At 49.7% G+C, this 23,341-nt stretch carries 20 protein-coding genes; 10 read left to right on the top strand and 10 right to left on the bottom strand.

Annotated features, from left to right (window positions below):
- Nucleotides 1–49 precede the first annotated feature (49 nt).
- Together DWZ67_RS04620 and DWZ67_RS04615 are read right to left on the bottom strand one after the other, a co-directional pair.
- Nucleotides 50–415: a 2-amino-4-hydroxy-6-hydroxymethyldihydropteridine diphosphokinase gene (locus DWZ67_RS04620; protein WP_005829072.1), complete on the bottom strand. Its 366-nt coding sequence runs from the start codon at nucleotides 413–415 to the stop codon at nucleotides 50–52.
- Between the two features lie 71 nt (nucleotides 416–486).
- Entirely contained in the window at nucleotides 487–2,817 is a 2,331-nt protein-coding gene (locus DWZ67_RS04615; protein ID WP_044467769.1) for a transglycosylase domain-containing protein, read from the bottom strand.
- 620 nt (nucleotides 2,818–3,437) lie between these two features.
- On the opposite strand from DWZ67_RS04615, the gene pyrB reads away from it, so the two are divergent.
- From pyrB to glyA, 5 genes are all read left to right on the top strand, one after another.
- A complete protein-coding gene (pyrB, locus tag DWZ67_RS04610) occupies nucleotides 3,438–4,385 on the top strand; it encodes an aspartate carbamoyltransferase (protein ID WP_005829081.1) in 948 nt (315 codons plus the stop codon).
- A gap of 26 nt (nucleotides 4,386–4,411) precedes the next feature.
- Entirely contained in the window at nucleotides 4,412–4,876 is a 465-nt protein-coding gene (gene pyrI / locus DWZ67_RS04605; RefSeq protein WP_005829083.1) for an aspartate carbamoyltransferase regulatory subunit, read from the top strand.
- Nucleotides 4,873–5,439, top strand: a complete 567-nt coding sequence (locus DWZ67_RS04600; RefSeq protein ID WP_005829084.1) for a flavin reductase family protein — start codon at nucleotides 4,873–4,875, stop codon at nucleotides 5,437–5,439. Before pyrI ends, DWZ67_RS04600 begins: the two co-directional genes overlap by 4 nt.
- A gap of 23 nt (nucleotides 5,440–5,462) precedes the next feature.
- Nucleotides 5,463–6,233, top strand: coding sequence for a porin family protein (locus DWZ67_RS04595; RefSeq protein WP_008663573.1), 771 nt, complete (start codon nucleotides 5,463–5,465; stop codon nucleotides 6,231–6,233).
- Between the two features lie 102 nt (nucleotides 6,234–6,335).
- Complete coding sequence (glyA, locus tag DWZ67_RS04590) at nucleotides 6,336–7,616, top strand: serine hydroxymethyltransferase (RefSeq protein ID WP_009038485.1); 1,281 nt, start codon at nucleotides 6,336–6,338, stop codon at nucleotides 7,614–7,616.
- 119 nt (nucleotides 7,617–7,735) lie between these two features.
- Here the strand turns inward: glyA and DWZ67_RS04585 are convergent, their stop codons facing one another.
- Together DWZ67_RS04585 and DWZ67_RS04580 are read right to left on the bottom strand one after the other, a co-directional pair.
- Nucleotides 7,736–9,406 carry a formate--tetrahydrofolate ligase gene (locus DWZ67_RS04585; protein ID WP_005829089.1) on the bottom strand — a complete coding sequence of 557 codons (1,671 nt, stop codon included), beginning with the start codon at nucleotides 9,404–9,406 and terminating at the stop codon, nucleotides 7,736–7,738.
- Between the two features lie 115 nt (nucleotides 9,407–9,521).
- Nucleotides 9,522–11,675, bottom strand: a complete 2,154-nt coding sequence (locus DWZ67_RS04580; RefSeq protein ID WP_055288447.1) for an outer membrane beta-barrel family protein — start codon at nucleotides 11,673–11,675, stop codon at nucleotides 9,522–9,524.
- 201 nt (nucleotides 11,676–11,876) lie between these two features.
- On the opposite strand from DWZ67_RS04580, the gene DWZ67_RS04575 reads away from it, so the two are divergent.
- The 5 genes from DWZ67_RS04575 (at nucleotide 11,877) to DWZ67_RS04555 (ending at nucleotide 16,750) form a co-directional block, all read left to right on the top strand.
- Nucleotides 11,877–13,448, top strand: coding sequence for a sensor histidine kinase (locus DWZ67_RS04575; RefSeq protein ID WP_120027439.1), 1,572 nt, complete (start codon nucleotides 11,877–11,879; stop codon nucleotides 13,446–13,448).
- Nucleotides 13,449–13,521: 73 nt separating this feature from the next.
- On the top strand, nucleotides 13,522–14,241 hold the full coding sequence (locus tag DWZ67_RS04570; protein WP_008663566.1) for a response regulator transcription factor: 720 nt from the start codon (nucleotides 13,522–13,524) through the stop codon (nucleotides 14,239–14,241).
- A gap of 21 nt (nucleotides 14,242–14,262) precedes the next feature.
- Nucleotides 14,263–15,069, top strand: coding sequence for a hypothetical protein (locus DWZ67_RS04565; RefSeq protein ID WP_008663564.1), 807 nt, complete (start codon nucleotides 14,263–14,265; stop codon nucleotides 15,067–15,069).
- 100 nt (nucleotides 15,070–15,169) lie between these two features.
- Complete coding sequence (locus DWZ67_RS04560) at nucleotides 15,170–15,766, top strand: occludin (protein ID WP_120138237.1); 597 nt, start codon at nucleotides 15,170–15,172, stop codon at nucleotides 15,764–15,766.
- Between the two features lie 84 nt (nucleotides 15,767–15,850).
- Entirely contained in the window at nucleotides 15,851–16,750 is a 900-nt protein-coding gene (locus tag DWZ67_RS04555) for an SDR family oxidoreductase (protein ID WP_165852456.1), read from the top strand.
- A gap of 31 nt (nucleotides 16,751–16,781) precedes the next feature.
- Here DWZ67_RS04555 and DWZ67_RS04550 read toward each other — a convergent pair whose 3' ends face one another.
- The 6 genes from DWZ67_RS04550 to atpE all read right to left on the bottom strand — a co-directional run bounded on the left by DWZ67_RS04550 (nucleotide 16,782) and on the right by atpE (nucleotide 23,326).
- Nucleotides 16,782–18,998, bottom strand: a complete 2,217-nt coding sequence (locus DWZ67_RS04550) for an AAA family ATPase (RefSeq protein WP_120138235.1) — start codon at nucleotides 18,996–18,998, stop codon at nucleotides 16,782–16,784.
- 167 nt (nucleotides 18,999–19,165) lie between these two features.
- Nucleotides 19,166–20,056, bottom strand: coding sequence for a F0F1 ATP synthase subunit gamma (locus tag DWZ67_RS04545; protein ID WP_044467776.1), 891 nt, complete (start codon nucleotides 20,054–20,056; stop codon nucleotides 19,166–19,168).
- A 121-nt stretch (nucleotides 20,057–20,177) separates the two neighbouring features.
- Nucleotides 20,178–21,761: a F0F1 ATP synthase subunit alpha gene (gene atpA / locus DWZ67_RS04540; protein ID WP_087332616.1), complete on the bottom strand. Its 1,584-nt coding sequence runs from the start codon at nucleotides 21,759–21,761 to the stop codon at nucleotides 20,178–20,180.
- A 133-nt stretch (nucleotides 21,762–21,894) separates the two neighbouring features.
- Complete coding sequence (locus tag DWZ67_RS04535) at nucleotides 21,895–22,455, bottom strand: F0F1 ATP synthase subunit delta (protein ID WP_005829118.1); 561 nt, start codon at nucleotides 22,453–22,455, stop codon at nucleotides 21,895–21,897.
- Nucleotides 22,456–22,466: 11 nt separating this feature from the next.
- Nucleotides 22,467–22,973 carry a F0F1 ATP synthase subunit B gene (gene atpF / locus DWZ67_RS04530; RefSeq protein WP_005836994.1) on the bottom strand — a complete coding sequence of 169 codons (507 nt, stop codon included), beginning with the start codon at nucleotides 22,971–22,973 and terminating at the stop codon, nucleotides 22,467–22,469.
- A 95-nt stretch (nucleotides 22,974–23,068) separates the two neighbouring features.
- Nucleotides 23,069–23,326, bottom strand: a complete 258-nt coding sequence (gene atpE / locus DWZ67_RS04525) for an ATP synthase F0 subunit C (protein ID WP_005829122.1) — start codon at nucleotides 23,324–23,326, stop codon at nucleotides 23,069–23,071.
- Nucleotides 23,327–23,341: the final 15 nt, after the last annotated feature.

The following is a 23,341-nucleotide window of genomic DNA, read 5'->3' as shown; positions in this document are numbered from 1 at the left end:
CCGAAAGTGTTCATATACTATCGACCCATCTCCTTATATTCTTTATTAATTATAACAGTTGTTTCAATCCTCGCAGGATATAATCACGTTTCAAATCTTTTGGCTTATAGACAGTCCCGTCACAAGACAACAAGTCTATATCCAGCCGTACAATTTCCTGCTCCTTCTCCTCGGGCTTCCTTCCGGCTTCCCGTTCGATGGCTTTCAGGCAGGCGGTGACTTCCTCTACCGGATTATCGGAAGCAAAGCATGCCACCTGATTGGAGAACAGATTCGGACGGTGAAAGAACAAAGGTACCGTCTCCTCCTCTTCCGAGAAACGTATTCCCGAAAAAAGTTCCGTCAAGCGTCTGCGAGCCAGTTCCATGTTCTCCCTCCGCTGCTCGTTGCTCCCAATACTAATCGTATAATCCATTTTTTTAAGGTGAAAGGGGAAAAGGTGAAAATTGAAAGTTTACCTTTCCACTTTCAATTTTCACCTTTCAACTAATTAAACAGTTCGTCGAGTCCCTCTATCGGTTCTTCTATATGGGTGTCTCCTTCCAGATTCACATCATCCTTGCACGGGTCATAGCCTTCGGGCAACTGGAATGTTTCATTTTCATCATATCCCAGAGATTTGTCACCGAGCACTTTCACCATGTATTTGGTCCAGATAGGCAATGCCATGGAAGCACCTTGTCCGTGAAGCATCGTATCGAAGTGGATGTCGCGGTCCTCACCGCCCACCCAGCAACCGGACACAAGCGAAGGCGTGAAGCCCATAAACCAGCCGTCGGCATTGTAGTTCGTCGTTCCGGTCTTGCCGCCCATGTCGGCTTTCACACCTAGACGGCGCACACGGCCTCCGGTACCTTCGTTGACAACGGCACGCAGCATGACCAGCATCTTGTAAGCGCTGGATACACTGATGACTTCCTGCATTTCGGGAGCAAAGGTCGCCAGCACGTTTCCATCATTGTCCTCGATGCGGGTCACGAACAGCGGAGCTACCCGGATACCCTTGTTGGGGAATGCGGTATAGGCACTTACCATCTCGCCGACGGAAATCTCGCACGGGCCCAGACAGAGTGAAACGGAAGGTACTATATCACGGTTGCGGACACCGAAAGTATGTATAAGACGTTTCAGATTATAGGGGTTCAGCTTGCTCATGAGATAGGCCGTAATCCAGTTGTCCGAGTTTGCCAGCCCCCACTTCACGGTCACCATGTCACCAATCAGCTTTTTGTTGGCATTACGCGGCGTCCACGGTTTTCCGTTTTCATCAATCAGCGTGTATTCCACGTGGCGCACTTCGTCGCAGGGAGAAAAACCGTTCTCCATAGCCAATGTATAAAGGAAAGGCTTGATGGTAGAACCTACCTGGCGGCGTCCCACCATGGCCATATCGTACTGGAAGTAATGGTAGTTCGGTCCGCCTACGTATGCCTTGACATGTCCGCTGCGCGGGTCCATGGACATGAAACCGGCACGAAGGAAGAACTTGTAGTAACGGATGGAATCCATCGGGGTCATAATGGTGTCTTTCTCCCCTTCCCAACTGAATACGGACATCTCCTCCGGGGTATCGAAGGCTTTCTTTATTTCAGCTTCGGTGGCTCCGGCTTTCTTCATGAGGCGGTAGCGGTCGGACAACCTCATGGCACGTCCCAGAATCTCGTCCACCTGCTCCTGGGTCAGACGGAAGGTGTAGGGAGCTTTCTTGGCCCCTTTCTTTTCCTTGAAGAAGTAACCTTGCAGTTCCTTCAGATGCTCTGTCACGGCATCCTCGGCATACTGCTGCATACGCGAGTCGAGCGTGGTATAGATTTTCAGCCCGTCGGTGTAGAGGTTGTATTTGGTACCGTCTTTCTTGGTGTTCTTTTCGCACCATCCAAAGAGCGGGTTGTTCTCCCAGTCGAGTGAATCCTCGTAGTATTTCTGCATCTGCCAACCGCGGTAGTTGGCCTTGTCGGGCTTCTTGGCGGTGAGCACGCCGCGCAGGTATTCGCGGAAATAAGTGGCCAACCCTTCCTTGTGGTCCACACGGTTGTACTTCAGTTTCAGAGGCAATGCCTGGAGGGAGTCGCGCTCGGCTTCCGTAATATATCCCGCTTTCCGCATCTGGTCGAGCACCACATTGCGCCGTCCGCGGGAACGTTCATTGTAGCGCACCGGATTATAGAGAGACGGATTCTTGCACATGCCCACCAACGTAGCCGCTTCCTCAATCTTCAAATCTTTCGGTTCGCAACCGAAGTAGGTAAAGGCAGCAGTCTTGATGCCTACCGCATTGTTCAGGAAATCGAACTTGTTGAGATACATGGTGAGGATTTCCTCTTTTGTATAGTAACGCTCCAGCTTTACGGCAATCACCCATTCGATGGGCTTCTGGAACAGACGTTCCATCACATTGTCGGCACTGGGAGAATAAAGCTGTTTGGAAAGCTGCTGGGTGATGGTACTGCCACCGCCGGCATTCTTCTGCATCAGGATGCCGCGCTTCACTACGGCACGCGTCAGGGCGTAGGCGTCAATGCCCGAATGTTCGGCAAAACGTACATCTTCCGTAGCTATCAAGGCGTTAATGATATTGGGCGACAAATCATTGTATCCCACAAACACGCGGTTTTCCTTACTATAGGAATAAGTACCCAATACTTTTCCGTCCTCGGAAAAGACTTCTGTGGCAAATTTGTAATTCGGATTTTCCAGGTCTTCCACCGGAGGCATATAGCCTATCCAGCCCTTGGCTATGGAAAAGAATATAAAGACACACACCAGCGAAATCAGTGCGATGAAAATCCATAGGATTTTGACGACTTTCCTTATCATGTTTCAGTTGCTAAAATCAAAGTTCAATAATAGGGCAAAGGTACGGAAATATATTGGATGTGCCTATGCTTTTTATATCTTTTTCAGGATAAGATTTCCGGCATTCACAAAAAAAACGCCCGTTTATTTTAATGGAAACTCTCAGTGAAATGCAAAACGATTGCAAAACAATTAGAAAACTTGAAGAAAAAATCGGAAAGGAAAAATACATCGTAATGAGCTATAATACAGATTGGGACAACGAAAACTTGCCCTCGCGCGCGTAAGAGGAGATAAGATAAGAAGAGAAGAGAAGAGAAGAGAAAAAACGACGTTGTCGTTAAAAAGAACGACGGCGACGGCGTAAAGAGATACCACACTTCACTGTCCGGAATGCCACACTTCGACAAGGCAAACGCCGCACTTGACTAAGGCAAATGCCACACTTGAACATTCGCGAAATGCGGCGTTTGCCTTGTCGAAGTGTGGCATTCCGAATGATGAAGTGTGGCATTCCGGACAACAAGCCACACGGTTAAAAAAACAGCCCATATTTCGCAAAAAACTTCCCCGCATATTTCCGTAGCCCGCATATTTTCCGTAACTTTACACTCTCGAAAAGTATAAATGAATTCAACGATATGGAAAACAGAAGTTTAGTCACCATTGCCGAGCATAGCCGGGAAAAAATCCTCTATATGCTCGAGATGGCGAAAGAGTTTGAAGCCCATCCCAATCGGCATATATTGGACGGGAAAGTAGTTGCCACCTTATTTTTCGAGCCTTCCACCCGTACACGCCTCAGTTTCGAGACTGCCGCCAACCGGCTTGGAGCACGTGTCATCGGGTTCAGCGACCCAAAGGCCACCAGCTCATCCAAGGGCGAGACGCTGAAAGACACCATCAAGATGGTGAGCAACTATGCCGACATCATCGTGATGCGCCACCACCTCGAAGGGGCCGCACGCTATGCCAGTGAAGTCACCACCGTGCCCATTGTGAATGCCGGAGACGGTGCCAACCAGCATCCCTCACAAACCATGCTCGATCTCTACTCCATCTACAAGACACAAGGCACACTGGAGAACCTGAACATTTTTCTGGTCGGCGACTTGAAGTACGGCCGTACCGTCCACTCCCTGCTGATGGCCATGCGCCACTTCAACCCCACTTTCCACTTCATCGCTCCCGACGAGTTGCGGATGCCCGAAGAATACAAAATCTACTGCCGCGAGCACAACATCAAGTACGTGGAACATACGGACTTTACGGAAGAAATCATTGCTGATGCCGACATCCTCTACATGACCCGTGTGCAGCGCGAGCGCTTCACCGACCTTATGGAGTACGAGCGGGTGAAGAATGTCTACATCCTGCGCAACAAGATGCTGGAACATACCCGTCCCAACCTGCGCATCCTGCATCCGCTGCCCCGTGTCAACGAAATAGCCTATGATGTGGACGACAATCCCAAGGCATACTATTTCCAGCAGGCACAAAACGGACTGTATGCCCGTGAAGCTATTCTGTGCGATGTACTGGGCATCACGCTGGATGAGGTGAAAAAGAGTAAAGGAGTAATTCAGTAGAATCGTCTAATAACTAATATTTCAAGATGTTAAGCGAAAAGAAACAGGAATTGCAGGTTGCTGCTCTGGAAAACGGCACTGTAATAGACCATATACCCTCCGAGAGACTGTTTACCGTAGTCTCCCTGCTCGGACTGGAACACATGAGCAACAATATCACTATCGGCTTCAACCTCAAGAGCAAGAAGCTGGGCACGAAAGGCATCATCAAGATTGCCGACAAGTTCTTCTGCGACGAAGAGATAAACCGTATCGCCGTGGTGGCTCCCAATGTAAAACTGAACATTATCCGCGACTACGAAGTGGTGGAGAAACGCGAAGTCCGCCTGCCCGAAGAGCTGCGCGGAATCGTGAAATGCGCCAACCCGAAGTGCATCACGAACAATGAGCCTATGCCTACGTTGTTTCATGTCGTGGATAAGGACAATTGCGTCATCAAATGTCACTACTGCGAAAAGGAGCAGACCAGAGAAGATATTGAGATTATATGAAAGAAGACTGGAAACCCGGAACCATGATTTATCCGCTGCCCGCCGTACTGGTGAGCTGCGGAAGCACTCCGGAGGAATATAACATTCTGACTATCGCATGGACGGGGACGATTTGTACGAACCCGCCCATGTGCTACATCTCCGTACGCCCCGAACGCCACTCCTACGACATCATCAAGCGGAATATGGAATTCGTCATCAACCTCACCACGAAAGATATGGCACGGGCCACGGACTGGTGTGGCGTACGCTCCGGAAAGGACTACAACAAATTCGAGGAAATGCATCTGACACCGGGGAAAAGCACCGTAGTCAGCGCGCCTCTTATCGAGGAATCACCGCTTTGCATAGAATGCCGGGTAAAGGAGATTATGGCTCTCGGTTCGCACGACATGTTTATAGCGGATGTGGTAAATGTACGTGCCGATACCCGTAATCTGAACCCTGAAACCGGCAAACTGGAACTGGCGGAAACGAATCCCTTGGTCTATGTGCACGGTGGATATTATGAGCTGGGAGAAAAGATAGGCAAATTCGGATGGTCAGTAGAGAAAAAGAAGTAATAATGCGATAAAGGTTTTAAGAGATGGAGTTGCGACGAATCTTGATGGGCTTATATCTGTTGGCCTTCCCCGCCATGATGTGGGGACAGACTCCGGTTGTGCCCGGTACTGCCGACGAAGAGCATTCCGGACACCGCAAGGAAACTCCGGTCAATTTCGGTTTCAAAGGCGGTTTCACCTCTTCCTTGTTCCTTGTATCCCAGTTCAGTGTCAACGGAGTACCCATCGACGAAGTGCAGAACAATTACAAGATAGGATATTTCGGTTCCCTTTTCATGCGGATAAACTTCGACCGCCACTTCCTGCAACCGGAAATATCCTACAACATCAACCGGTGCAACATCACCTTCGAGAAACCTCTGCCCGAAGACGCCGCATCAGGAGCCCGGCTGGAGGAAGCCTCCATTACATCGTCCATCCACAGTATAGACATCCCCGTCATCTACGGATACAACTTCATCAAGGAGGGGCCGTACAGCCTTGCCGTCTTTGGAGGACCCAAAGTGCGCTATATATGGGACAGGAAAAGTGACATCGACTTCGAGAATTTCGACCAGGTGAATATCCGTGAAAGGCTGCGTCCGCTCAATCTCAGTTTCACCGTCGGCGTATCCGTCACCATCTCACGCGTCTTTTTCGACTTCCGTTACGACATGGGGCTGCACAACATCTCCAAGAGCGTGACATACGATATTCCGGCCGACAACAACGCTGCTGACGAAAACACGAAAAACGAAATCCGTTTTCACCGCAGGGACAATGTGCTGAGTTTTTCTTTCGGAGTGTTCTTTTGACAGTAAATTTCTTCCTTTTCTTTCAATTTATTCATTTATTTCCCGTAAATTTGTGCGCTTAATAAGAGAACACAGATTTATCAAACTTATCTAATAAGCAGAATGAAAAGAGATGATTTAATTTTCGAACTTATCGAAAAAGAACACCAACGTCAGCTCAAAGGCATTGAACTGATTGCATCAGAGAACTTTGTAAGTGACCAGGTTATGCAGGCAATGGGCTCCTGCCTCACCAACAAGTATGCTGAAGGATACCCCGGCAAGCGTTACTATGGTGGTTGTGAGGTAGTGGACCAGAGTGAGCAGATTGCCATCGACCGCTTGAAACAGATTTTCGGCGCAGAATGGGCCAACGTACAGCCGCACTCCGGTGCACAAGCCAATGCAGCCGTATTCCTCGCCGTGCTCAATCCGGGCGACAAATTCATGGGACTGAACCTTGCACACGGCGGTCACCTCTCCCATGGCTCACTGGTCAACACTTCCGGTATTATCTATACTCCCTGCGAATACAATCTGAACCAGGAAACCGGACGTGTGGACTATGACCAGATGGAAGAAGTTGCCCTGCGCGAGAAACCCAAAATGATTATCGGCGGCGGTTCTGCTTATTCCCGCGAATGGGACTACAAGCGCATGCGCGAAATCGCGGACAAGATAGGTGCCATCCTAATGATTGACATGGCTCATCCTGCCGGACTGATTGCAGCCGGTGAACTGGATAACCCCGTGAAATATGCCCACATCGTGACCTCCACTACCCACAAGACTCTGCGTGGTCCTCGCGGTGGCGTTATCATGATGGGTAAGGACTTCCCCAATCCCTGGGGCAAGAAAACTCCGAAGGGAGAAATCAAGATGATGTCCCAGTTGCTGGATTCAGCCGTATTCCCCGGTATCCAAGGTGGTCCGCTGGAACATGTCATCGCAGCCAAAGCCGTTGCCTTCGGCGAAATCCTGCAACCGGAATGGAAAGAATATGCCAAGCAGGTGAAGAAAAACGCCGCTGTCTTGGCACAAGCCTTGATAGACCGTGGCTTCACCATCGTTTCCGGCGGTACGGACAACCACTCCATGCTGGTAGACCTGCGCAGCAAATATCCCGATTTGACCGGTAAGGTTGCCGAGAAGGCGTTGGTATCTGCCGACATCACCGTAAACAAGAACATGGTTCCGTTTGACAGCCGCTCGGCTTTCCAGACTTCCGGCATCCGTCTGGGTACTCCTGCCATCACAACCCGTGGTGCCAAGGAAGACCTGATGCTCGAAATTGCCGAGATGATTGAAACCGTTCTGTCCAACGTAGACAACGAACAAGTCATCGCAGAGGTACGTGCACACGTCAATGCGAAGATGAAAGAATACCCGCTGTTTGCTTATTAATAAGCAAACAGAATTAAAAATTAAGAATTAAAAATTAAAGGCTGCGCAATGTTCGCTTTGAACTGCGCAGCCTTTAATTTTTAATTCTTAATTTTTAATTCTAAACGCGCTCCGCGCGTTTAGCTCAGCCCTTCTATATTTCCGTCCACAATATCAATGTGTTCGGCTTGTGGTTTCTTGGGTAATCCCGGCATACGGAGAATTTCACCGGCGATGGCTACAATCATTTCCGCACCGTTATTGACCACAATATCCTTGATGTGGAACTCAAAGTTGTTGACTGCACCGTATATCTTCGGGTCGGCAGAGAAGGAGTACTGCGTCTTGGCAATACAGACGGGGTAATGGCTGATACCCATCTGCTCTATCAGTTTGATAACTTTGCGGGAGTGGAGACTGTAAGTCACTACGCTTGCCCCGTAGAGGTTGCAGGCTACCTTTTCTATTTTACGTTCCACGCAATCGCTCTCTTCGTAGGTGAAGGTCAGCGGTTCGGATGGTTTGTTCTCGATAGTATCTACTACCAGATTGGCAAGGTCAACGGCTCCCTCTCCTCCTTTGGCAAAGGCGTTGTTCACGGCAAAACCTACCTCAAGCTTTTCTTCGCAATGGCGGCGGATAGCTTCCACCTCCTCGTCCGTATCACTGGCAAAACGGTTGAATGCCACGATGACCTGCTGGCCGAATGAACGCAAATTGCGTACATGCTTGTCCAGATTGCCGAAGCCCTCTTTCAGTCCTTCCATATTGGGTTCCTTGATGCGGTCCAGACTGACACCGCCATGCATCTTCAGTCCTTGTGCGGTAGCAACGATTATCGTCAGCTTGGGCTGTAGGCCGCTCTTGCGGCACTTGATGTTGTAGAACTTCTCCGCACCCAGGTCAGCCCCGAAACCGGCTTCCGTCACTACATAATCGCCAAATGTCATGGCCATTTTTGTGGCAAGAATGGAGTTGCAACCATGGGCAATATTTGCGAACGGTCCTCCATGAACAAAAGCAGCAGAGCCTTCGGTAGTCTGTACCAAGTTGGGGTTGATAGCATCTTTCAACAGTACGGTAATGGCACCGGCTACTCCTAACTCCTTCACTGTGAAAGGAGTACCATCGAAACGGAATCCCAGAATAATATTTTCAATACGGCGACGGAGGTCGTCGAGGTCTGTTGCCAGACAGAGAATAGCCATAATTTCGGAAGCCGGGGTAATATCGAAGCCCGACTCCTCGGTAATGCCGTTGGTGCTCGGTCCCAATCCGGTGACAATGCTCCGCAAGGAACGGTCATTCACATCAAGTACGCGCCGCCAGATGATTTCTTTCAGTCCGAAGCCATCCGCCTGATGCTGGTACAAGTAATTGTCGAGCAAAGCGGAAATCATGTTGTGTGCGGAGGTAATGGCGTGAAAGTCGCCCGTAAAGTGCAGGTTTATCTTCTCCATGGGCAGCACCTGGGCATATCCTCCACCGGCAGCACCGCCTTTCATGCCGAAGCAAGGACCTAACGAGGGTTCGCGTAAAGCCACAATCGCTTTCTTGCCAATCTTGTTCAGCCCCAATGCCAGCCCGATGGACACGGTTGTTTTACCGATACCCGCTTTCGTAGCCGTGATAGCCGTCACCAGTATCAGATTGCTCTTCTTCACTTTCTCTTCATCAATCAGATGCGTAGGAATCTTGGCTATGTAACGGCCATAGTTCTCTACTTCGTCACGCGGGATATCCACACTTTCAGCCACCTGCTTTATCTTCTTCAGCTCTATGCTGCGGGCTATTTCAATGTCCGATTTCATACAGAGTCTTTTCTTTAAATAACAACTTTAATGTTTTGAAAGTTGCAAAAGTACGAAAGATGTGGCAAAGTACAAAAGAATACCGTATTTTCACCTGACCACCTGCATCTTCTATCTATTTGAACCGCGACGTATCCACCGCCTCCCGTTGCTTCTCCTTATATCCACCGAATTTATAAGTAAACGATACGCCGAATTCGCGGAAGCATGAGTAATGATTCGTCACATTCTGCGTCTTGAAACGGATGCGGGGAGAAATCTGTCCCGTCTCAAAAATATCGTTGCAATAGAGGTTGAGAATGGCTTTGTTCTTGGCGAAGCCGTAGCGCAGGGCAATATTCACATTGCCCGACGTAGGCAGGTCGTAGATGCCCTGAATGGCTTTACTATGCACAAATCCGGTCACCGTCAGCTTCAAGTCGGGTTTGGTGGAGAGAGTAAAAGTATTGTTCATCTGGGCAATGCCATAGCATTGCTTTCTGTCGAAAGGAATATCCCAGAAATCACCATCCTTTTCGCGATGCCACAAGCCGATGAGGGTAAGGCGAGAATTCAACCAATCCTTCACCTTAAACGGGATAGAGGCTTGTATACCTGCTTGTTGCTGATAATCAAAATTGAGTGTCTTGTAGATTTCAACCAGACGTTCGGAAGATTGGTAGAGCGTCTGTACGGAGTAGTCCTTGGTATGGTTGAACCAAGCGCTGAAGATGTATTTGCTCTTCAAAATATAGGTCATTTTAAGCTCATACTCTTGCGCCGGTTTCAGCAACGGATTACCATGCAGCTCAGAGTATCCGCCACCGATGTAAGAGACGGCATCCTGCACCGCCCAGTAGTCGGGATAGTCCTTGTCGCTGCTCAGAGAGAGCTGAAGGATATGTCCCGGTGACGGCATATAGTTCAAGTTGACGATGGGATACCAGTCCCACTGGTTCCAGACGGGAGTCTTGTAATGCTCCACAGCCAGGGAAGCGTCCAAAGCGAGTTTGTCGCCGAAACTCTTGCTGGAACCTGCATAGATATTCCAGGTCTGCTCGCGGCGGCGGGACTTCATATTGCTCAAGGCATCCGATGAGGTCAGTTGTCCGCCGGTTTCGGGGTCATAATAATATTGGTAGCTGTTGTCGATGCTGGTAGTATAGATGGCTCCGTAATTCAAATCCCAACCTTTTCCCAGACTGTGCTCCTGGGCCAGAAAGAATTTCCATCGGTTGATACGTTGGCAATCTTCGGTGTAGAAGTCGAGTTCCTCGTCCTGCATGCGGCTATGCAGCAACTGGTCGGACGGGGAACGGTAGTAGGTCAGTTCGGCACCGGCTTTGAGGCCGAAAGGGGTACGATAGTCCAGACGGCCGTTGTGCAGCCAGTCGGTGCTATTGCCATGAGTTGTGGACACCTGCGTGCCCGTCACGCCCTTCCAGTTGTGGGAGGTGGAATAGCCACCGTTATAGACGAAACTCAGCTGATGGTCCTTGGCGATGTTATAGTCCGCCCCTACCCTGAAATTATGGGTATGACTGCGGCCACGGCCCACCTCATATGTTGTCATGGGGTGAACCGAGCCGTCTGCCAGGGTGTGCACAGCCTCTTTGTCGGTAGTAGAGTAGCCCCGGCCATGGCTGTGCGAGTAAAGAAAATCTGCTGAGAATTTATTTTTGCTGAAGAGCAGGCTGGCGCGTTCCTCAAAGCCTTCGTTATGCTTCTGGCGATACTTGGCATAGAGTTCGCCTTGCCAGGAGCCGGGGCCGCCTACCGATTGTTTCAAGGTGATATTGATAAGTGCGCCACGCACCTGGTAGCGTGCAGGGGCGTTGTACATCACTTCCGCCTTCTCTATGCGGCTGGCAGGGATGCTGCGCAGCAAGGAATAGAGCTGCTCTGTGCTGAGGGTGGTTACTTTGCCGTCCAGGATAACGGTGACTCCCTGACCTGCCAACTGCAGCCCTCCATTCATCTCGATGACGCCGGGAAGCTCTTTCACGGCATCGTAGGCATTGTCTACGGGGAGGTTCTGGATAAGGCGGGGCAGGTCGTACACCAGCTTGCCTTGCGCTGCCTTAACGATGGGGCGTTCACCGGTAATCATCACTTCCGGCAAGGTCTGATAAAGACTGTCCAGACGGGCATCGGTCGTGATAAGGCTGTCGGCGCTGAGGATGCGGTTGTCGTCCGCACCGGAGGTGGTTGCAGTGCCGTTGTTCTCTTGTGCCGAAAGGCTGATGCTCAAAGCACAGCATACAATAGGGAGTAAATAGAATCGTTTCATGTCCTTCTTTTTATTTATGTTTATATTCTTCTTCTGCAAATCTTCGTCTGCAAAGTACGGCAGAATCAGCAGAAACTTGTGTTATCAGCGGCTTACCAAGTGTTATCCAGTGTTATCGGGAGTGTTATTTAGTCTTATCGGATGATAGGGTTCACAATATTAATCTTACCTTTGTATGTATAAAAGTAACCGGAAACAAACATGAAACTGCCATTCAAATATATTGCCATACTTGTCATCGTCTCCCTGGCCGGCATCTTCGCCTACCAAGCCTACTGGCTGACGGGGCTCTACCATACCATGCACAGTGAAATGGAAAGGGACATCACCGAAGCCATGCGCATGAGCGACTATAACGAAATGATGATACGCGTGGATAAAATGAAGCAGGACGACATAAACCACGGTGAAGTCAGCGTATCAGCCGGATACAGCGATGACGGAAAATCATTTGTCCGTAGCAGTACCACCATCTCCCGTGAAGATTCTTTGGACAACACCACCCTGCACGAAACCTTCATGCCCAAAGGAGACAGTGTTTACGTGACCCACCCGAACGATTCAACCCGCGTGGAAGTCAGTGTCAGGGACTCAGACAGCTCTCCCCAATCCGCATTGAGTGCCAAAGGGGGACTGGATGTGATTTTGCGCGACCAAAACAGTATGCTGGAACTCGCCACCTACTTCCAGCGCGGACTGCATTCGGGACTGGACATCATTTCCGACCCCGACGTACTGCTTTATGACAGCCTGCTGACTTCATTCCTGCATGACCGTAACATCAATCTTCCCCATAGGCTGCTACATCTTCACAAAGGCAGCAAATGGGACTCTACCATTCTCTATATAGATACATTGGTAAACATCGGTACCCCCGGCTATGTGCCTACCTCAAAAGCCGTGGAATATAATTATTCTTTCGACATCAATACAAGTCAAAGCTACCGTCTCATCATGGAACCGGCCGGCACGTTGGTCTTGCGACAGATGTCGGGCATTCTCACCACATCATTCGTTATTCTGATCGTACTCGCTTTCTCCTTCTGGTTCCTGATACGCACCATCCTGAAACAGAAGACACTGGAAGAGATGAAGAGCGATTTCACCAACAACATCACCCACGAACTGAAAACCCCCATCGCCGTAGCATATGCCGCCAACGACGCTCTGCTCAACTTCAACCAAGCGGAGGAAAAGGCCCAACGCGACAAATACCTGCGTATCTGCCAGGAACAGCTTCAGCGCCTCAGTGGACTGGTTGAACAGATACTTTCCATGAGTATGGAACGCCGCAGGACTTTCCGCCTGCACCCGGAGGAGTTTGCAATACGTGATATTCTGGAAACGCTCATCGAACAACACAAGCTGAAAGCGGAAAGCTCCGTCCACATATCGGTGGACATCGAACCGGAAGATTTGAGCGTACTTGCCGACCGTACGCATTTCAGCAACATCATCAGCAACCTGATAGACAACGCCATCAAATATTCGCACGGAGAAGCCGAAGTGGCCATCCATTGCCGCAAGGTAACCGTCGAAGGGCAGAATGAACAGACCGAAATCTCCGTCAGCGACCACGGTATCGGTATTGCTCCCGAGAAGCAGAAGCACATCTTCGACAAATTCTACCGCGTACCCACGGGTAATCTGCACGATGTGAAAGGCTATGGGCTGGGATTGTTCTATGTGAAGACCATGATAGAGAAGCATGGTGGCAGCGTATCGGTAAAGAGTGAGTTGGGAAAAGGAAGTACCTTTACGATAAGGATATGATAACATTATTTGTTAGGGTACTTTACATTACTTGTTAAGGAGCTTTACATTACTTGTAACAAAAGCGACAATTATGGAAAAGATAACCGTACTTCTGGTTGAGGACGAACAGACCCTCGCCATGATTATCAAGGACACATTGGAAGGGCAGAACTTCATCATCCACACCGCAGCAGACGGTGAAGAGGGATTGCGCAAGTTCTTCGACCTCCGTCCCGACGTGCTGGTGGCAGACGTGATGATGCCCCGCATGGACGGCTTTGAAATGGTGCGCCGCATCCGGCAGACCGACAAACAGACCCCGGTACTGTTCCTTACCGCCCGCTCCACCATCAACGATGTGGTGGAAGGGTTTGAGCTGGGTGCCAACGACTACCTGAAAAAGCCTTTCGGAATGCAGGAACTCATTATCCGCATAAAGGCCCTGGTAGGCAAAGCTTTCTCCTTTACAGAGGAAAAGCCCAAAGAAACTACCGTTTTTGAAATCGGTGACTACCGTTTCAATTCCGTCACTCAACGACTTGCTTTTGCAGGCACCCCGACTTCACCTAACGCGGATACGGAAGTGGAACTCTCCCACCGCGAGTCCGAGATACTGAAACGTCTTTGCGAGAACCGTAACCAGGTGGTCAACACCCAGAATGTATTGCTCGACCTCTGGGGAGACGACAGCTTCTTCAACTCCCGCAGCCTGCATGTGTTCATCACCAAACTGCGGCATAAACTGGCCGGAGACGAGCGCATCCGTATCGTCAATGTGCGGGGAATAGGATATAAACTAATAGTGAACTAAACTAAAACTAAACTACTATTTATGAAAAAGTTATTATTCATTACTTTTATCTGTTCCTCACTCTGCGCCTATGCACAGAGCGAGATTCCGGAAGACACAATAAAGAACCGGCCTCCCGTAAAGAAAGAGCAGATTCCCTTTTCTCCAAAAGAGAACAAGCGTACGGGCCTTGATGAAAGCCAGCCCCAACAAAGTCTGCAAGGCGAACAGCAGGAAGAGATAAATCTCCATCTCCCTCCCTCCGACTATGTGGAGCCCCTGCCCTGGACGGACATGAAGAAGATACACTTTCAGAAAAACATCTTTGAATGGGACTTCCAGCGTTTCGCCGATTTCCTGCTCTCGCCGGAAGTCGTACTGACGATGTACGGCAGCCATAACACCTATCCTGCAATGGGCTCCATCATGCAGGCTGGCGCAGGAGTCACTTATTACAGTCCCGACGGACATTGGGAATTGAGCGGAGGGGTATATGCCGCCCACTATTCCATCTCCCAACCTTCATCCATTACCGGTGCCCAGTATGCCAAAAGGGATGCCCCCCGAGGTACTCAATGGGACATAGGCTACAATGCCTCCGTATCCTACCGCATCAATCCCTACATGCGCCTGCATGCCTTCGGCCAGTATTCGGGCTACGGGAGAAGTAACTCCTTTCATGGATATATGAACCCGATGTATCCGCAAAGCGGTTATGGCATGGTACTGGAACTGAAAGTGACGGACTGGCTCGACCTCAACGGAGGGATGGAACGAAGATACGACCCCACCAAAATGAAATGGGTAAATTCGCCCATTTTCGCCCCTACCATTCGTATAAAGAAATAGAAATAATACAAAGATATTTCCGGAAATAGAGGGAAACGAGTATCTTTGTTCAGTCTGCCCCTATGCGGCAGACAGCAACTGAAATTGTGAACAAAGAACTATGAAACGAATCTTCTTCTGCATCATCATTTTACTTGCAGGCATGTCATCCGTCAGCGCACAGAGCGAGATGCCTGCCGATACGGTACGTACTGCAGTACGTGGCGAAGCGTCTCCCGAAGGCATGTCTCCGTCTGAAAAGGAGCTTCTGCCGGGCGTGAAGAATTACGACGGCTTCCTGCTGGATATGGGGCTGATGAATCTGTCCACCCCCACTCTTCCCAAATTCACTTTGGAGATACCGGATGCCAGCAAAGACTATAGCCGCATCTTCCAGTTGAACCCGAACGTGACTTATTCACAAGGTCTTTCGAACATATTCTCACTCAGCAACTCCCGGTATTTCAGTTCGAATCCCTTCGGACTGACGGGCTTCTGGGGCTCTACCGACAACCTGCAAATGGGAAGTTTCACTTTGAAGAACGGCATGCGCATCCATACGTACGGCGAATATGACAAGGACGGCTGGAAAGTACCCAACCCTTCCGCACTGCCTTGGGAAAAGAACAATTTCAAAGGGGCGTTCGAGCTGAAATCAGCCAACGGAGCCTTCGGCATACGCATTGAAGTGCAGCAGGGAAGGAACTATCCATATTGAAAGGGGCCGAAGTGACAATGTGACTCTGGCAGCCCCAGCATGCTTCTTTTGTCTGTCTTCAATCGCGCATTTATAAACGTAATTATGAAAAGGAAAATATTGGTGATAGGCGCCAACGGTTTTACCGGCAGGCGCATCCTGGACGATTTATCCCATAATCAGTCTTACCAGACAACGGGCTGTTCCCTGCACGACGACATCTGTCCTCATTCGGGCGACTATCGCTTTATCCGTACGGATATATGCAACCGCCAGGCGGTGGAAAAGCTTTTCCAGGAAGTACAGCCGGATGTTGTAATCAATACCTCCGCCCTCTCCGTCCCCGATTATTGCGAAACGCACCATGCAGAAGCGGATGCCGTCAACATTACTGCCGTGGAGCATCTGGCAGAATGCTGTGAGGCGGGAGGCAGCCGTTTTATCCATCTTTCCACCGACTTCGTTTTCGGTGGTGATACGGACCGACCCTATACGGAGGAGGATATTCCCGCTCCCGTTAATTATTACGGCTACACCAAACTGGAAGGTGAGAAACGTATCGCTGCCGTTTGCAGGGATTATGCCATCGTGCGTGTAGTGGTGGTGTACGGTGCCGCCCTGCCCGGACAGCATGGCAATGTGCTCCAACTGGTGGCAAACAGATTAAGGAGCAATGAGGAAGTGTTCGTCGTATCCGACCAATGGCGTACGCCCACCTTCGTGGGAGACGTGTCGCAAGGAGTGGAGAAGCTGATAAGTCATCCGCAAAACGGTATCTATCATCTCTGTGGCAGCGAGTGCCTGACCATTGCAGACATCGCTTATCGGGTAGCGGACGTATTGGGGCTGAATCGCTCGCTCATCCGTCCCGTCACCACGAAGGAGATGAACGAAAAGACACCACGTCCCCGTTTCAGCGGGCTGAGTATAGAAAAGTCACACCGGGAACTGGGGTATCAGCCGCGCACGCTGGAAGAAGGAATAAAGCTGATGTTCGGATGGTAAATAATGCAGGTGCGGATGGCAGCAGATTAGACTACAGCAACTCCGGCTCTGCCAGTCCTTTCTCTTTGCGATAAGCACGTACCATCTCCAGAATCACATCTCCATATTTCTCCGCCCCTTTCTTTCCGAAATACGGAATGCGTACAAGCATAGCCTTATCCGAAGGAAGCAGATTGCTGATACCCAGAATTGCCTTCTGCTGAATGACGGTGTATACGGGCAACCCCAACGCGGAAGCTTCTGCATTGCGCCATGCCACCAAGCGGTTGTAAAGTTCCGGATGCAGCACATCCGTGGGTACTTCAACAGCCGCAGCATCGCGTTTCCGCTCACGCGGACGTTTCTCTTTATCAGCCTGCTTACTGCTTCCCTGCCCTTCTTTGGCAGAAGCACTTCTCCCTTTGCCTTTACCCTTCTGCGAAGCCGAATCATCAATGGAAAGCAGTGCTTTCTGCTTCAAGTATCCTGCCATATGGAAACCATTCTCCAGCACATAATCCAGCAAATCAGTCTTCATGTCAAACACTTCCTCCAGCTCCTCCATGGCATCCCGGAGCTTCTTCTTCAACTCTTTATTATCAGAAGTTACCGTACTCGCCATCACCGCATCCAGCGGTTGCAACTGCTCTTGAAAATAAGTGGCGGCAGAGTGTATGCGCCCCTGCAAAGTCGGGTCGGCTGCATAGTCCTGCGCAGTATCAATCAGGCGGGTATACTGGATACTGAACTTCTGGGCTACTTTCGTCACTTTGTCGTGAAAACGTTCCATTTCCTCCTTGCAGGCTGCGAGTTGCTTGGGAAAGAGCTTGTACAAGTGTTCGTCTATCAGCCGCACATACCGCCGCAAAGCCTGCTCCATGGGCTGGAAATCGAACAAGCCCGACAGCAGTTCCAGGAAATAGGTCTGCTGCAAGGAACGGAAGCGTTTCTCGTCCGGCTCGTTTCTCCGTGCCTCCATCGTGAAGGTATCTACTGCATGGTCACTGATAACGGCCTTTGCAGAAAGCGGGGCACTGAGCACCACTCCCTCCAATGTCTTGCAGCGGCTCAGAGCCACATAGGTCTGCCCATGCGCAAAGGAGGCACTGGCATCAATCACGGCACGTTCAAACGTCAGTCCCTGGCTTTTGTGAATGGTAATCGCCCACGCCAGCTTCAGCGGATATTGCCGGAATGTTCCTTCAATATCTTCTGTAATCTCCTTGGTTTCCTCATCAAGCACGTATTTGGCATTCGTCCACTCTTCCTCTTGAAGTAAGAAGGTAGCGTCGCTTCCCTTACTGCGCACTTCAATTCCATCTGCCGACACGGCTGTCACCTCTCCAATCATGCCATTGTAGTAACGGTGCTCACCGGAGGTGTCGTTCTTCACAAACATTACCTGGGCACCGCGTTTCAGTTCCAGTACTTCATCCGTGGGATAGGAATATTCGGGAAACTTTCCGTCAATCTTGGCACGAAAGGCATACGAGCGTCCCGGAAGTTGTTCCAGCTCATGGTCATTAATCCGTTGGGCCTGATAATTGTGGGTCACCAGGCGGATGTATCCTTCTTCTTTATCTGGTACGAAATTGGGAATATACCGGCGGTTCAAGGCTTCCAGCACTTGCCCGTCACAACGGTTTTCGCGAATGCGGTTCAGTAGTTCAAGAAAAGTCCCATCGTTCTGCCGATAGACTTTCTTTAGTTCTATGGTGCAATATTCCGTCTGCTTCAAGGCCTGGCTGGAGAAGAAATAAGGCGTGTCATAGTATTTGCGCAGCATCTGCCACTCATCGTCTTTCACTACGGGAGACAGCTGCTGTAAGTCGCCAATCATCAGCAGTTGCACGCCGCCAAAGGGTTTGTTCCGGTCGCGGAACCGCCTCAAGACGGCATCCACCGAATCGAGCAAGTCGGCACGGACCATACTGATTTCATCGATGACCAATAAATCTATGCTGCGTATAATGTTGATTTTCTCTTTCCCGTAACGAAAACGGTAGGTTGCCTTGCCATCTGCGCTGAATGAGCTTTCGGGCACATAAGGAGCAAAAGGTACTTGGAAAAAGGAGTGGATGGTGACACCGCCTGCATTGATAGCGGCAATTCCCGTCGGTGCAAGTACAATCATCCGTTTCGGACTCTCCACCCTCAGTTTTCGCAGGAAAGTTGTCTTACCGGTACCTGCCTTGCCGGTCAAAAAAAGATGAGTGCCTGTGTTTTCAATGAATTGCCATGCAAGCGCTATTTCGGGATTATTCTCCATTGATATGTTTATTATTCAACCAATCCGCTCTCTCTCAGAATGATACGGATTTCATCAGTAGCCATATATGATAATAGGACAAAGATAACGCTTATTTCGTTATCCTTGTCCTATTATTCCATTTATTTGTACCCAGCCTGAACAAGCCCTTTACGGGGCGATCCGGGCTATTTCAAGCTACCGCCGATAATATCGAGCAGCTCATTCGTAATGGCCTGCTGACGGCTCTTGTTATACTGTTTCGTCAAATCTTGAATCAACTCGTTGGCATTATCTGTCGCCGTCTGCATGGCAAGCATACGGGCAGCATGTTCCGAAGTATTGGAATCGAGAAGCACGGTAAATATCTTCTGACTCAACACTTTTGGCAGAAGTTCCGCTATCAGTTCGCCGACGGAAGGTTCCACAATGTAATCATTATTAAAACTGCGGGCATCCTCCGGTACATCTTCTGCCGCCTCCTGCGCTACTTGCGTCAGGTCAATGGGCAGATAATTCTCGCGGAGCAGCACCTGCGAACCCATCGATTTGAAGTGATGGTAAATCAGCTCCACATGGTCAATCTGCTTTTCCACAAACTCATGCATCAACTTCTCTGCCAGCTCATACGCTTCAACGTACGAAGGCTTGTCTGCCATCACCTGGTAGCTGCCTTGCGGCACATATCCCATTTTCTTGACGGCTTCCTCCATCTTTCTCCCAACGGGATATATCAGAATATTCTCCTTGCCCAGCGACTGGTAATCTTCCAAAGCCCGTTCCAGCATCTTCGCCACATTCGAGTTGAATGCACCGCACAAGGAACTATTGGACGAAAACGCCACAACCGCTACTCTCGTCACGGGTCTTTTCTCGGTATAGGGCGACTCGAAGGAAGCATCCGTACGCAGAAAGTTCGTCAGAATCTCATTCAGCTTCCGTTGATAAGGCAGCATATTCTCAATCCGCCCCTGCGCCTTATGCAGTTTGGCAGATGCCACCATCTTCATAGCCGATGTTATCTGGCGTGTACTCTTGACGGAGCTTATTCTATTTTTTACCTCTTTCAGTGAAGACATATATCTATTTACGATTTAATTATTTACGATTTACGATTGAGGTAACTTCTGCCTGCGTCCGATTTACAACTTACCATATAGAGTAACTCCAATCGTAAATCGTAAATCGTCCAATCGTAAATCACATGAATTGCCTTGCAACCGCCTCTGCTGTCTCCTCAATCTTCTTGCAGACATCGTCATTGATGGCACCCGTCTTTAAAACGTCGAGTACCTCCATGCGATAGTTCATCTCAAGAGACTCAAGGAAGTTGCGTTCAAACTCGCTGACCTTGTCCAAAGGAACATTCCTCAACAAGCCGTGCGTGCCGCAATAAAGAATGGCAATCTGCTTTTCTACCGGCATCGGGCTGTATTGGGGCTGTACCAGCAGGCGTGTATTCTTCTGTCCCTTGTCGATGGTCAATGCCGTCACGGGGTCCATATCGCCACTGAACTTGGTAAACGCTTCCAGCTCCCGGTACTGTGCCTGGTCAATCTTTAATGTACCTGCCACCTTCTTCATAGCCTTGACTTGGGCATTACCACCCACACGGCTCACAGAGATACCCACGTCAATGGCCGGACGGTTACCCTGGTTGAAGAGGTTCGTATCAAGGAATATCTGCCCGTCAGTGATTGAAATCACATTCGTTGGGATATAGGCGGACACGTCTCCTGCCTGAGTTTCGATAATGGGCAATGCAGTCAGCGAACCGCCACCTTTCACCTTGCCTTTCAGACTGTCCGGCAGGTCGTTCATCTCGCGTGCCACTTCCTCCTGGCTGATAATCTTCGCCGCACGTTCCAACAAACGGGAGTGCAGATAGAAGATATCACCCGGATAGGCCTCACGTCCTGATGGACGGCGCAGAATCAGAGACACTTCACGATAGGCCACCGCCTGCTTGGACAAGTCGTCATAGACCACCAGCGCATGACGGCCGGTATCACGGAAATACTCTCCGATGGCAGCCCCTGCAAAGGGAGCGTAATACTGCAATGCAGCCGGGTCGCCCGCCGTAGCAGCCACCACAATGGTATAGTCCATCGCACCGTACTGGTGCAGGGTATTCACGATAGAGGCAACGGTAGAACCTTTCTGACCAATGGCTACATAAATACAATACACCGGATCACCAGCTTCAAAATTGGCACGCTGGTTGATGATGGTATCGATGGCAATGGCCGTCTTACCGGTCTGGCGGTCACCGATAATCAGTTCACGCTGTCCGCGGCCAATAGGTATCATGGCATCCACAGCCTTCAGACCGGTCTGTAGCGGCTGATTCACCGGCTGACGGAAGATAACTCCCGGCGCCTTGCGTTCCAGCGGCATTTCATAAAGTTCTCCGCCTATCAGTCCTTTGCCATCGAGCGGCGCACCCAGAGGGTCTATTACACGGCCCAGCATACCCTCTCCCACCATGATGGAAGCAATACGCTTGGTACGCTTTACAATGAAGCCTTCCTTGATTTTATCCGTAGGGCCAAGCAACACAGCACCCACATTATCCTCTTCGAGGTTCATCACAATGGCCTTGATGCCGTTGTCGAACTCCAACAACTCGTTGGCTTCGGCATTGCGCAACCCATAGATACGGGCTACACCGTCACTGACTTGCAGTACCGTGCCAATCTCGTCCAACTGTACGCGGGTGTCAATCCCTTCCAGTTGCTTGCGGAGAATATCGGAGACTTCGCTTACTTTTATATTTTCAGACAACATCTTAGTATTTACTATTTTACAATTTACTATTTACTATTTGAAAGAACCCGAATCATATACTGTTTGACCTCTACAACTTACGCATCACAAGACTATTAAATAAGTAAATTGTAAATTGTCAAATCGTAAATCACACGATTCTTCTATTCTTATCAATGAACTGCTGTTTCACTTTCTTAAGCTGCGTAGCAATACTGGCATCCAGACGGAAGTCGTTGATGTCGAAGATAAAACCACCTTCAATGGAGGGATCCACTTCAGTCTGCAGCTCCATGCTGGCATGCAGCAGGGAGGAAGCACTGTCATGGATGCGCTCCCGCACTTCCTGGCTGACGGGAACGGCTGTTATCAGCTTTCCTACACCGATATGCTTGTCTTTCCGGTACAAATCCAGAAAACTCAGGCAGATGTACTGGAGAAAGTTTTCCCGCCGGTTCTTCAACACCAGGGTCATGAAACGCGCAAACTCACGGCCCGCAGGAGCATCCCCCACAGCAGCGGTACAGATAAGTGTTAACTTCTCACGTATCGTCAGGATGGGGTTTTCCAATGCCATGCGCAAATCCGGATGTTTCCTGAAGCTACGGTCGAGCATACAAAACTCCTTGTACAGAGTATCTTCTGCCCCCATGCTCTTGGCATATTCCATCAATGCTTTCGCATAACGCATCGAAACGATTCCTATATCCATTTCTTTGAGAATTAATTGTTTTTACTTGCGGCCAGCACTTCATCCAGCATCCGGTCTATCATCTCCATCTGCTCATGTTTCTCGTCCAGATTCTTGCGGATAATTTTCTCGGCTATATCTACGGACAAGACTGCCACCTGGCGGCGAATATCGCGGATGGCCTCTTCCTTCTCTTGCTGTATCTGCTTTTTAACTTCGTCCAGCTCCTTCTGCGCGGCGGCTTCCGCCTGCTTGCGTGCTTCGACGATAATCTTGTCACGCTCATGCATCGCCTCCCGCAGAATACGTCCTTGTTCTTTGTTGGCAGCAGCAATCAACGCTTCACTCTCCTCTTTCAGTTTGGAGAGCTGGGCATTTGCTTCGCGTGCCACTTCCAAAGACTGGTCGATGTAGGTCTTGCGACCTTCCACCATCTTGGTGATAACGGGAAAACCGTACTTGGCAAGCACCACAAACACCACACCGAATGAAAGGAGCATCCAGAACAGCAGACCACTATCGGGTAATAACAATGACATAATTTTATTTACTATTTGACAATTTACGATTTACAATTTGGCTGCGCGGTGATGCTGCACGGACAAATTGTAAATGGTAAATGGTAGATTGTACATTATAAAAAGAATACCAATAAACACACAACTACTGCCAACAAAGCAACACCTTCAATCAAGGCAGCGGCAATAATCATGTTCATACGGATATCTCCGGATGCTTCCGGCTGGCGGGCAATGGCCTCCATAGCAGAACCGCCGATTTTACCGATACCTACACCAGCACCAATAACAGCCAAACCAGCACCAATGGCTGCACCCAGTTTACTAACTCCCACACCTGCCGCAGCAGCTTGCAATAATACAGATAGTAACATAACTTTCAGTTTTTA

This window comes from Bacteroides sp. AF34-31BH (assembly GCF_003602795.1).
Taxonomy (GTDB): Bacteria; Bacteroidota; Bacteroidia; order Bacteroidales; family Bacteroidaceae; genus Bacteroides; species Bacteroides uniformis.
This window is presented reverse-complemented; position numbering and strand designations above follow the sequence as displayed.

Excerpts from the sequence above, each read along its gene's own strand:
- DWZ67_RS04595 (WP_008663573.1), top strand. The coding sequence starts at position 5,463 with ATGGAGTTGCGACGAATCTTGATGGGCTTATATCTGTTGGCCTTCCCC.
- DWZ67_RS04570 (WP_008663566.1), top strand. The coding sequence starts at position 13,522 with ATGGAAAAGATAACCGTACTTCTGGTTGAGGACGAACAGACCCTCGCC.
- DWZ67_RS04565 (WP_008663564.1), top strand. The coding sequence starts at position 14,263 with ATGAAAAAGTTATTATTCATTACTTTTATCTGTTCCTCACTCTGCGCC.
- pyrI (WP_005829083.1), top strand. The coding sequence starts at position 4,412 with ATGTTAAGCGAAAAGAAACAGGAATTGCAGGTTGCTGCTCTGGAAAAC.
- DWZ67_RS04615 (WP_044467769.1), bottom strand. The coding sequence starts at position 2,817 with ATGATAAGGAAAGTCGTCAAAATCCTATGGATTTTCATCGCACTGATT.
- DWZ67_RS04535 (WP_005829118.1), bottom strand. The coding sequence starts at position 22,455 with ATGGATATAGGAATCGTTTCGATGCGTTATGCGAAAGCATTGATGGAA.
- DWZ67_RS04555 (WP_165852456.1), top strand. The coding sequence starts at position 15,851 with ATGAAAAGGAAAATATTGGTGATAGGCGCCAACGGTTTTACCGGCAGG.
- atpE (WP_005829122.1), bottom strand. The coding sequence starts at position 23,326 with ATGTTACTATCTGTATTATTGCAAGCTGCTGCGGCAGGTGTGGGAGTT.
- DWZ67_RS04545 (WP_044467776.1), bottom strand. The coding sequence starts at position 20,056 with ATGTCTTCACTGAAAGAGGTAAAAAATAGAATAAGCTCCGTCAAGAGT.
- glyA (WP_009038485.1), top strand. The coding sequence starts at position 6,336 with ATGAAAAGAGATGATTTAATTTTCGAACTTATCGAAAAAGAACACCAA.
- atpF (WP_005836994.1), bottom strand. The coding sequence starts at position 22,973 with ATGTCATTGTTATTACCCGATAGTGGTCTGCTGTTCTGGATGCTCCTT.
- DWZ67_RS04620 (WP_005829072.1), bottom strand. The coding sequence starts at position 415 with ATGGATTATACGATTAGTATTGGGAGCAACGAGCAGCGGAGGGAGAAC.
- DWZ67_RS04585 (WP_005829089.1), bottom strand. The coding sequence starts at position 9,406 with ATGAAATCGGACATTGAAATAGCCCGCAGCATAGAGCTGAAGAAGATA.
- DWZ67_RS04580 (WP_055288447.1), bottom strand. The coding sequence starts at position 11,675 with ATGAAACGATTCTATTTACTCCCTATTGTATGCTGTGCTTTGAGCATC.
- DWZ67_RS04550 (WP_120138235.1), bottom strand. The coding sequence starts at position 18,998 with ATGGAGAATAATCCCGAAATAGCGCTTGCATGGCAATTCATTGAAAAC.
- DWZ67_RS04560 (WP_120138237.1), top strand. The coding sequence starts at position 15,170 with ATGAAACGAATCTTCTTCTGCATCATCATTTTACTTGCAGGCATGTCA.
- pyrB (WP_005829081.1), top strand. The coding sequence starts at position 3,438 with ATGGAAAACAGAAGTTTAGTCACCATTGCCGAGCATAGCCGGGAAAAA.
- DWZ67_RS04575 (WP_120027439.1), top strand. The coding sequence starts at position 11,877 with ATGAAACTGCCATTCAAATATATTGCCATACTTGTCATCGTCTCCCTG.
- DWZ67_RS04600 (WP_005829084.1), top strand. The coding sequence starts at position 4,873 with ATGAAAGAAGACTGGAAACCCGGAACCATGATTTATCCGCTGCCCGCC.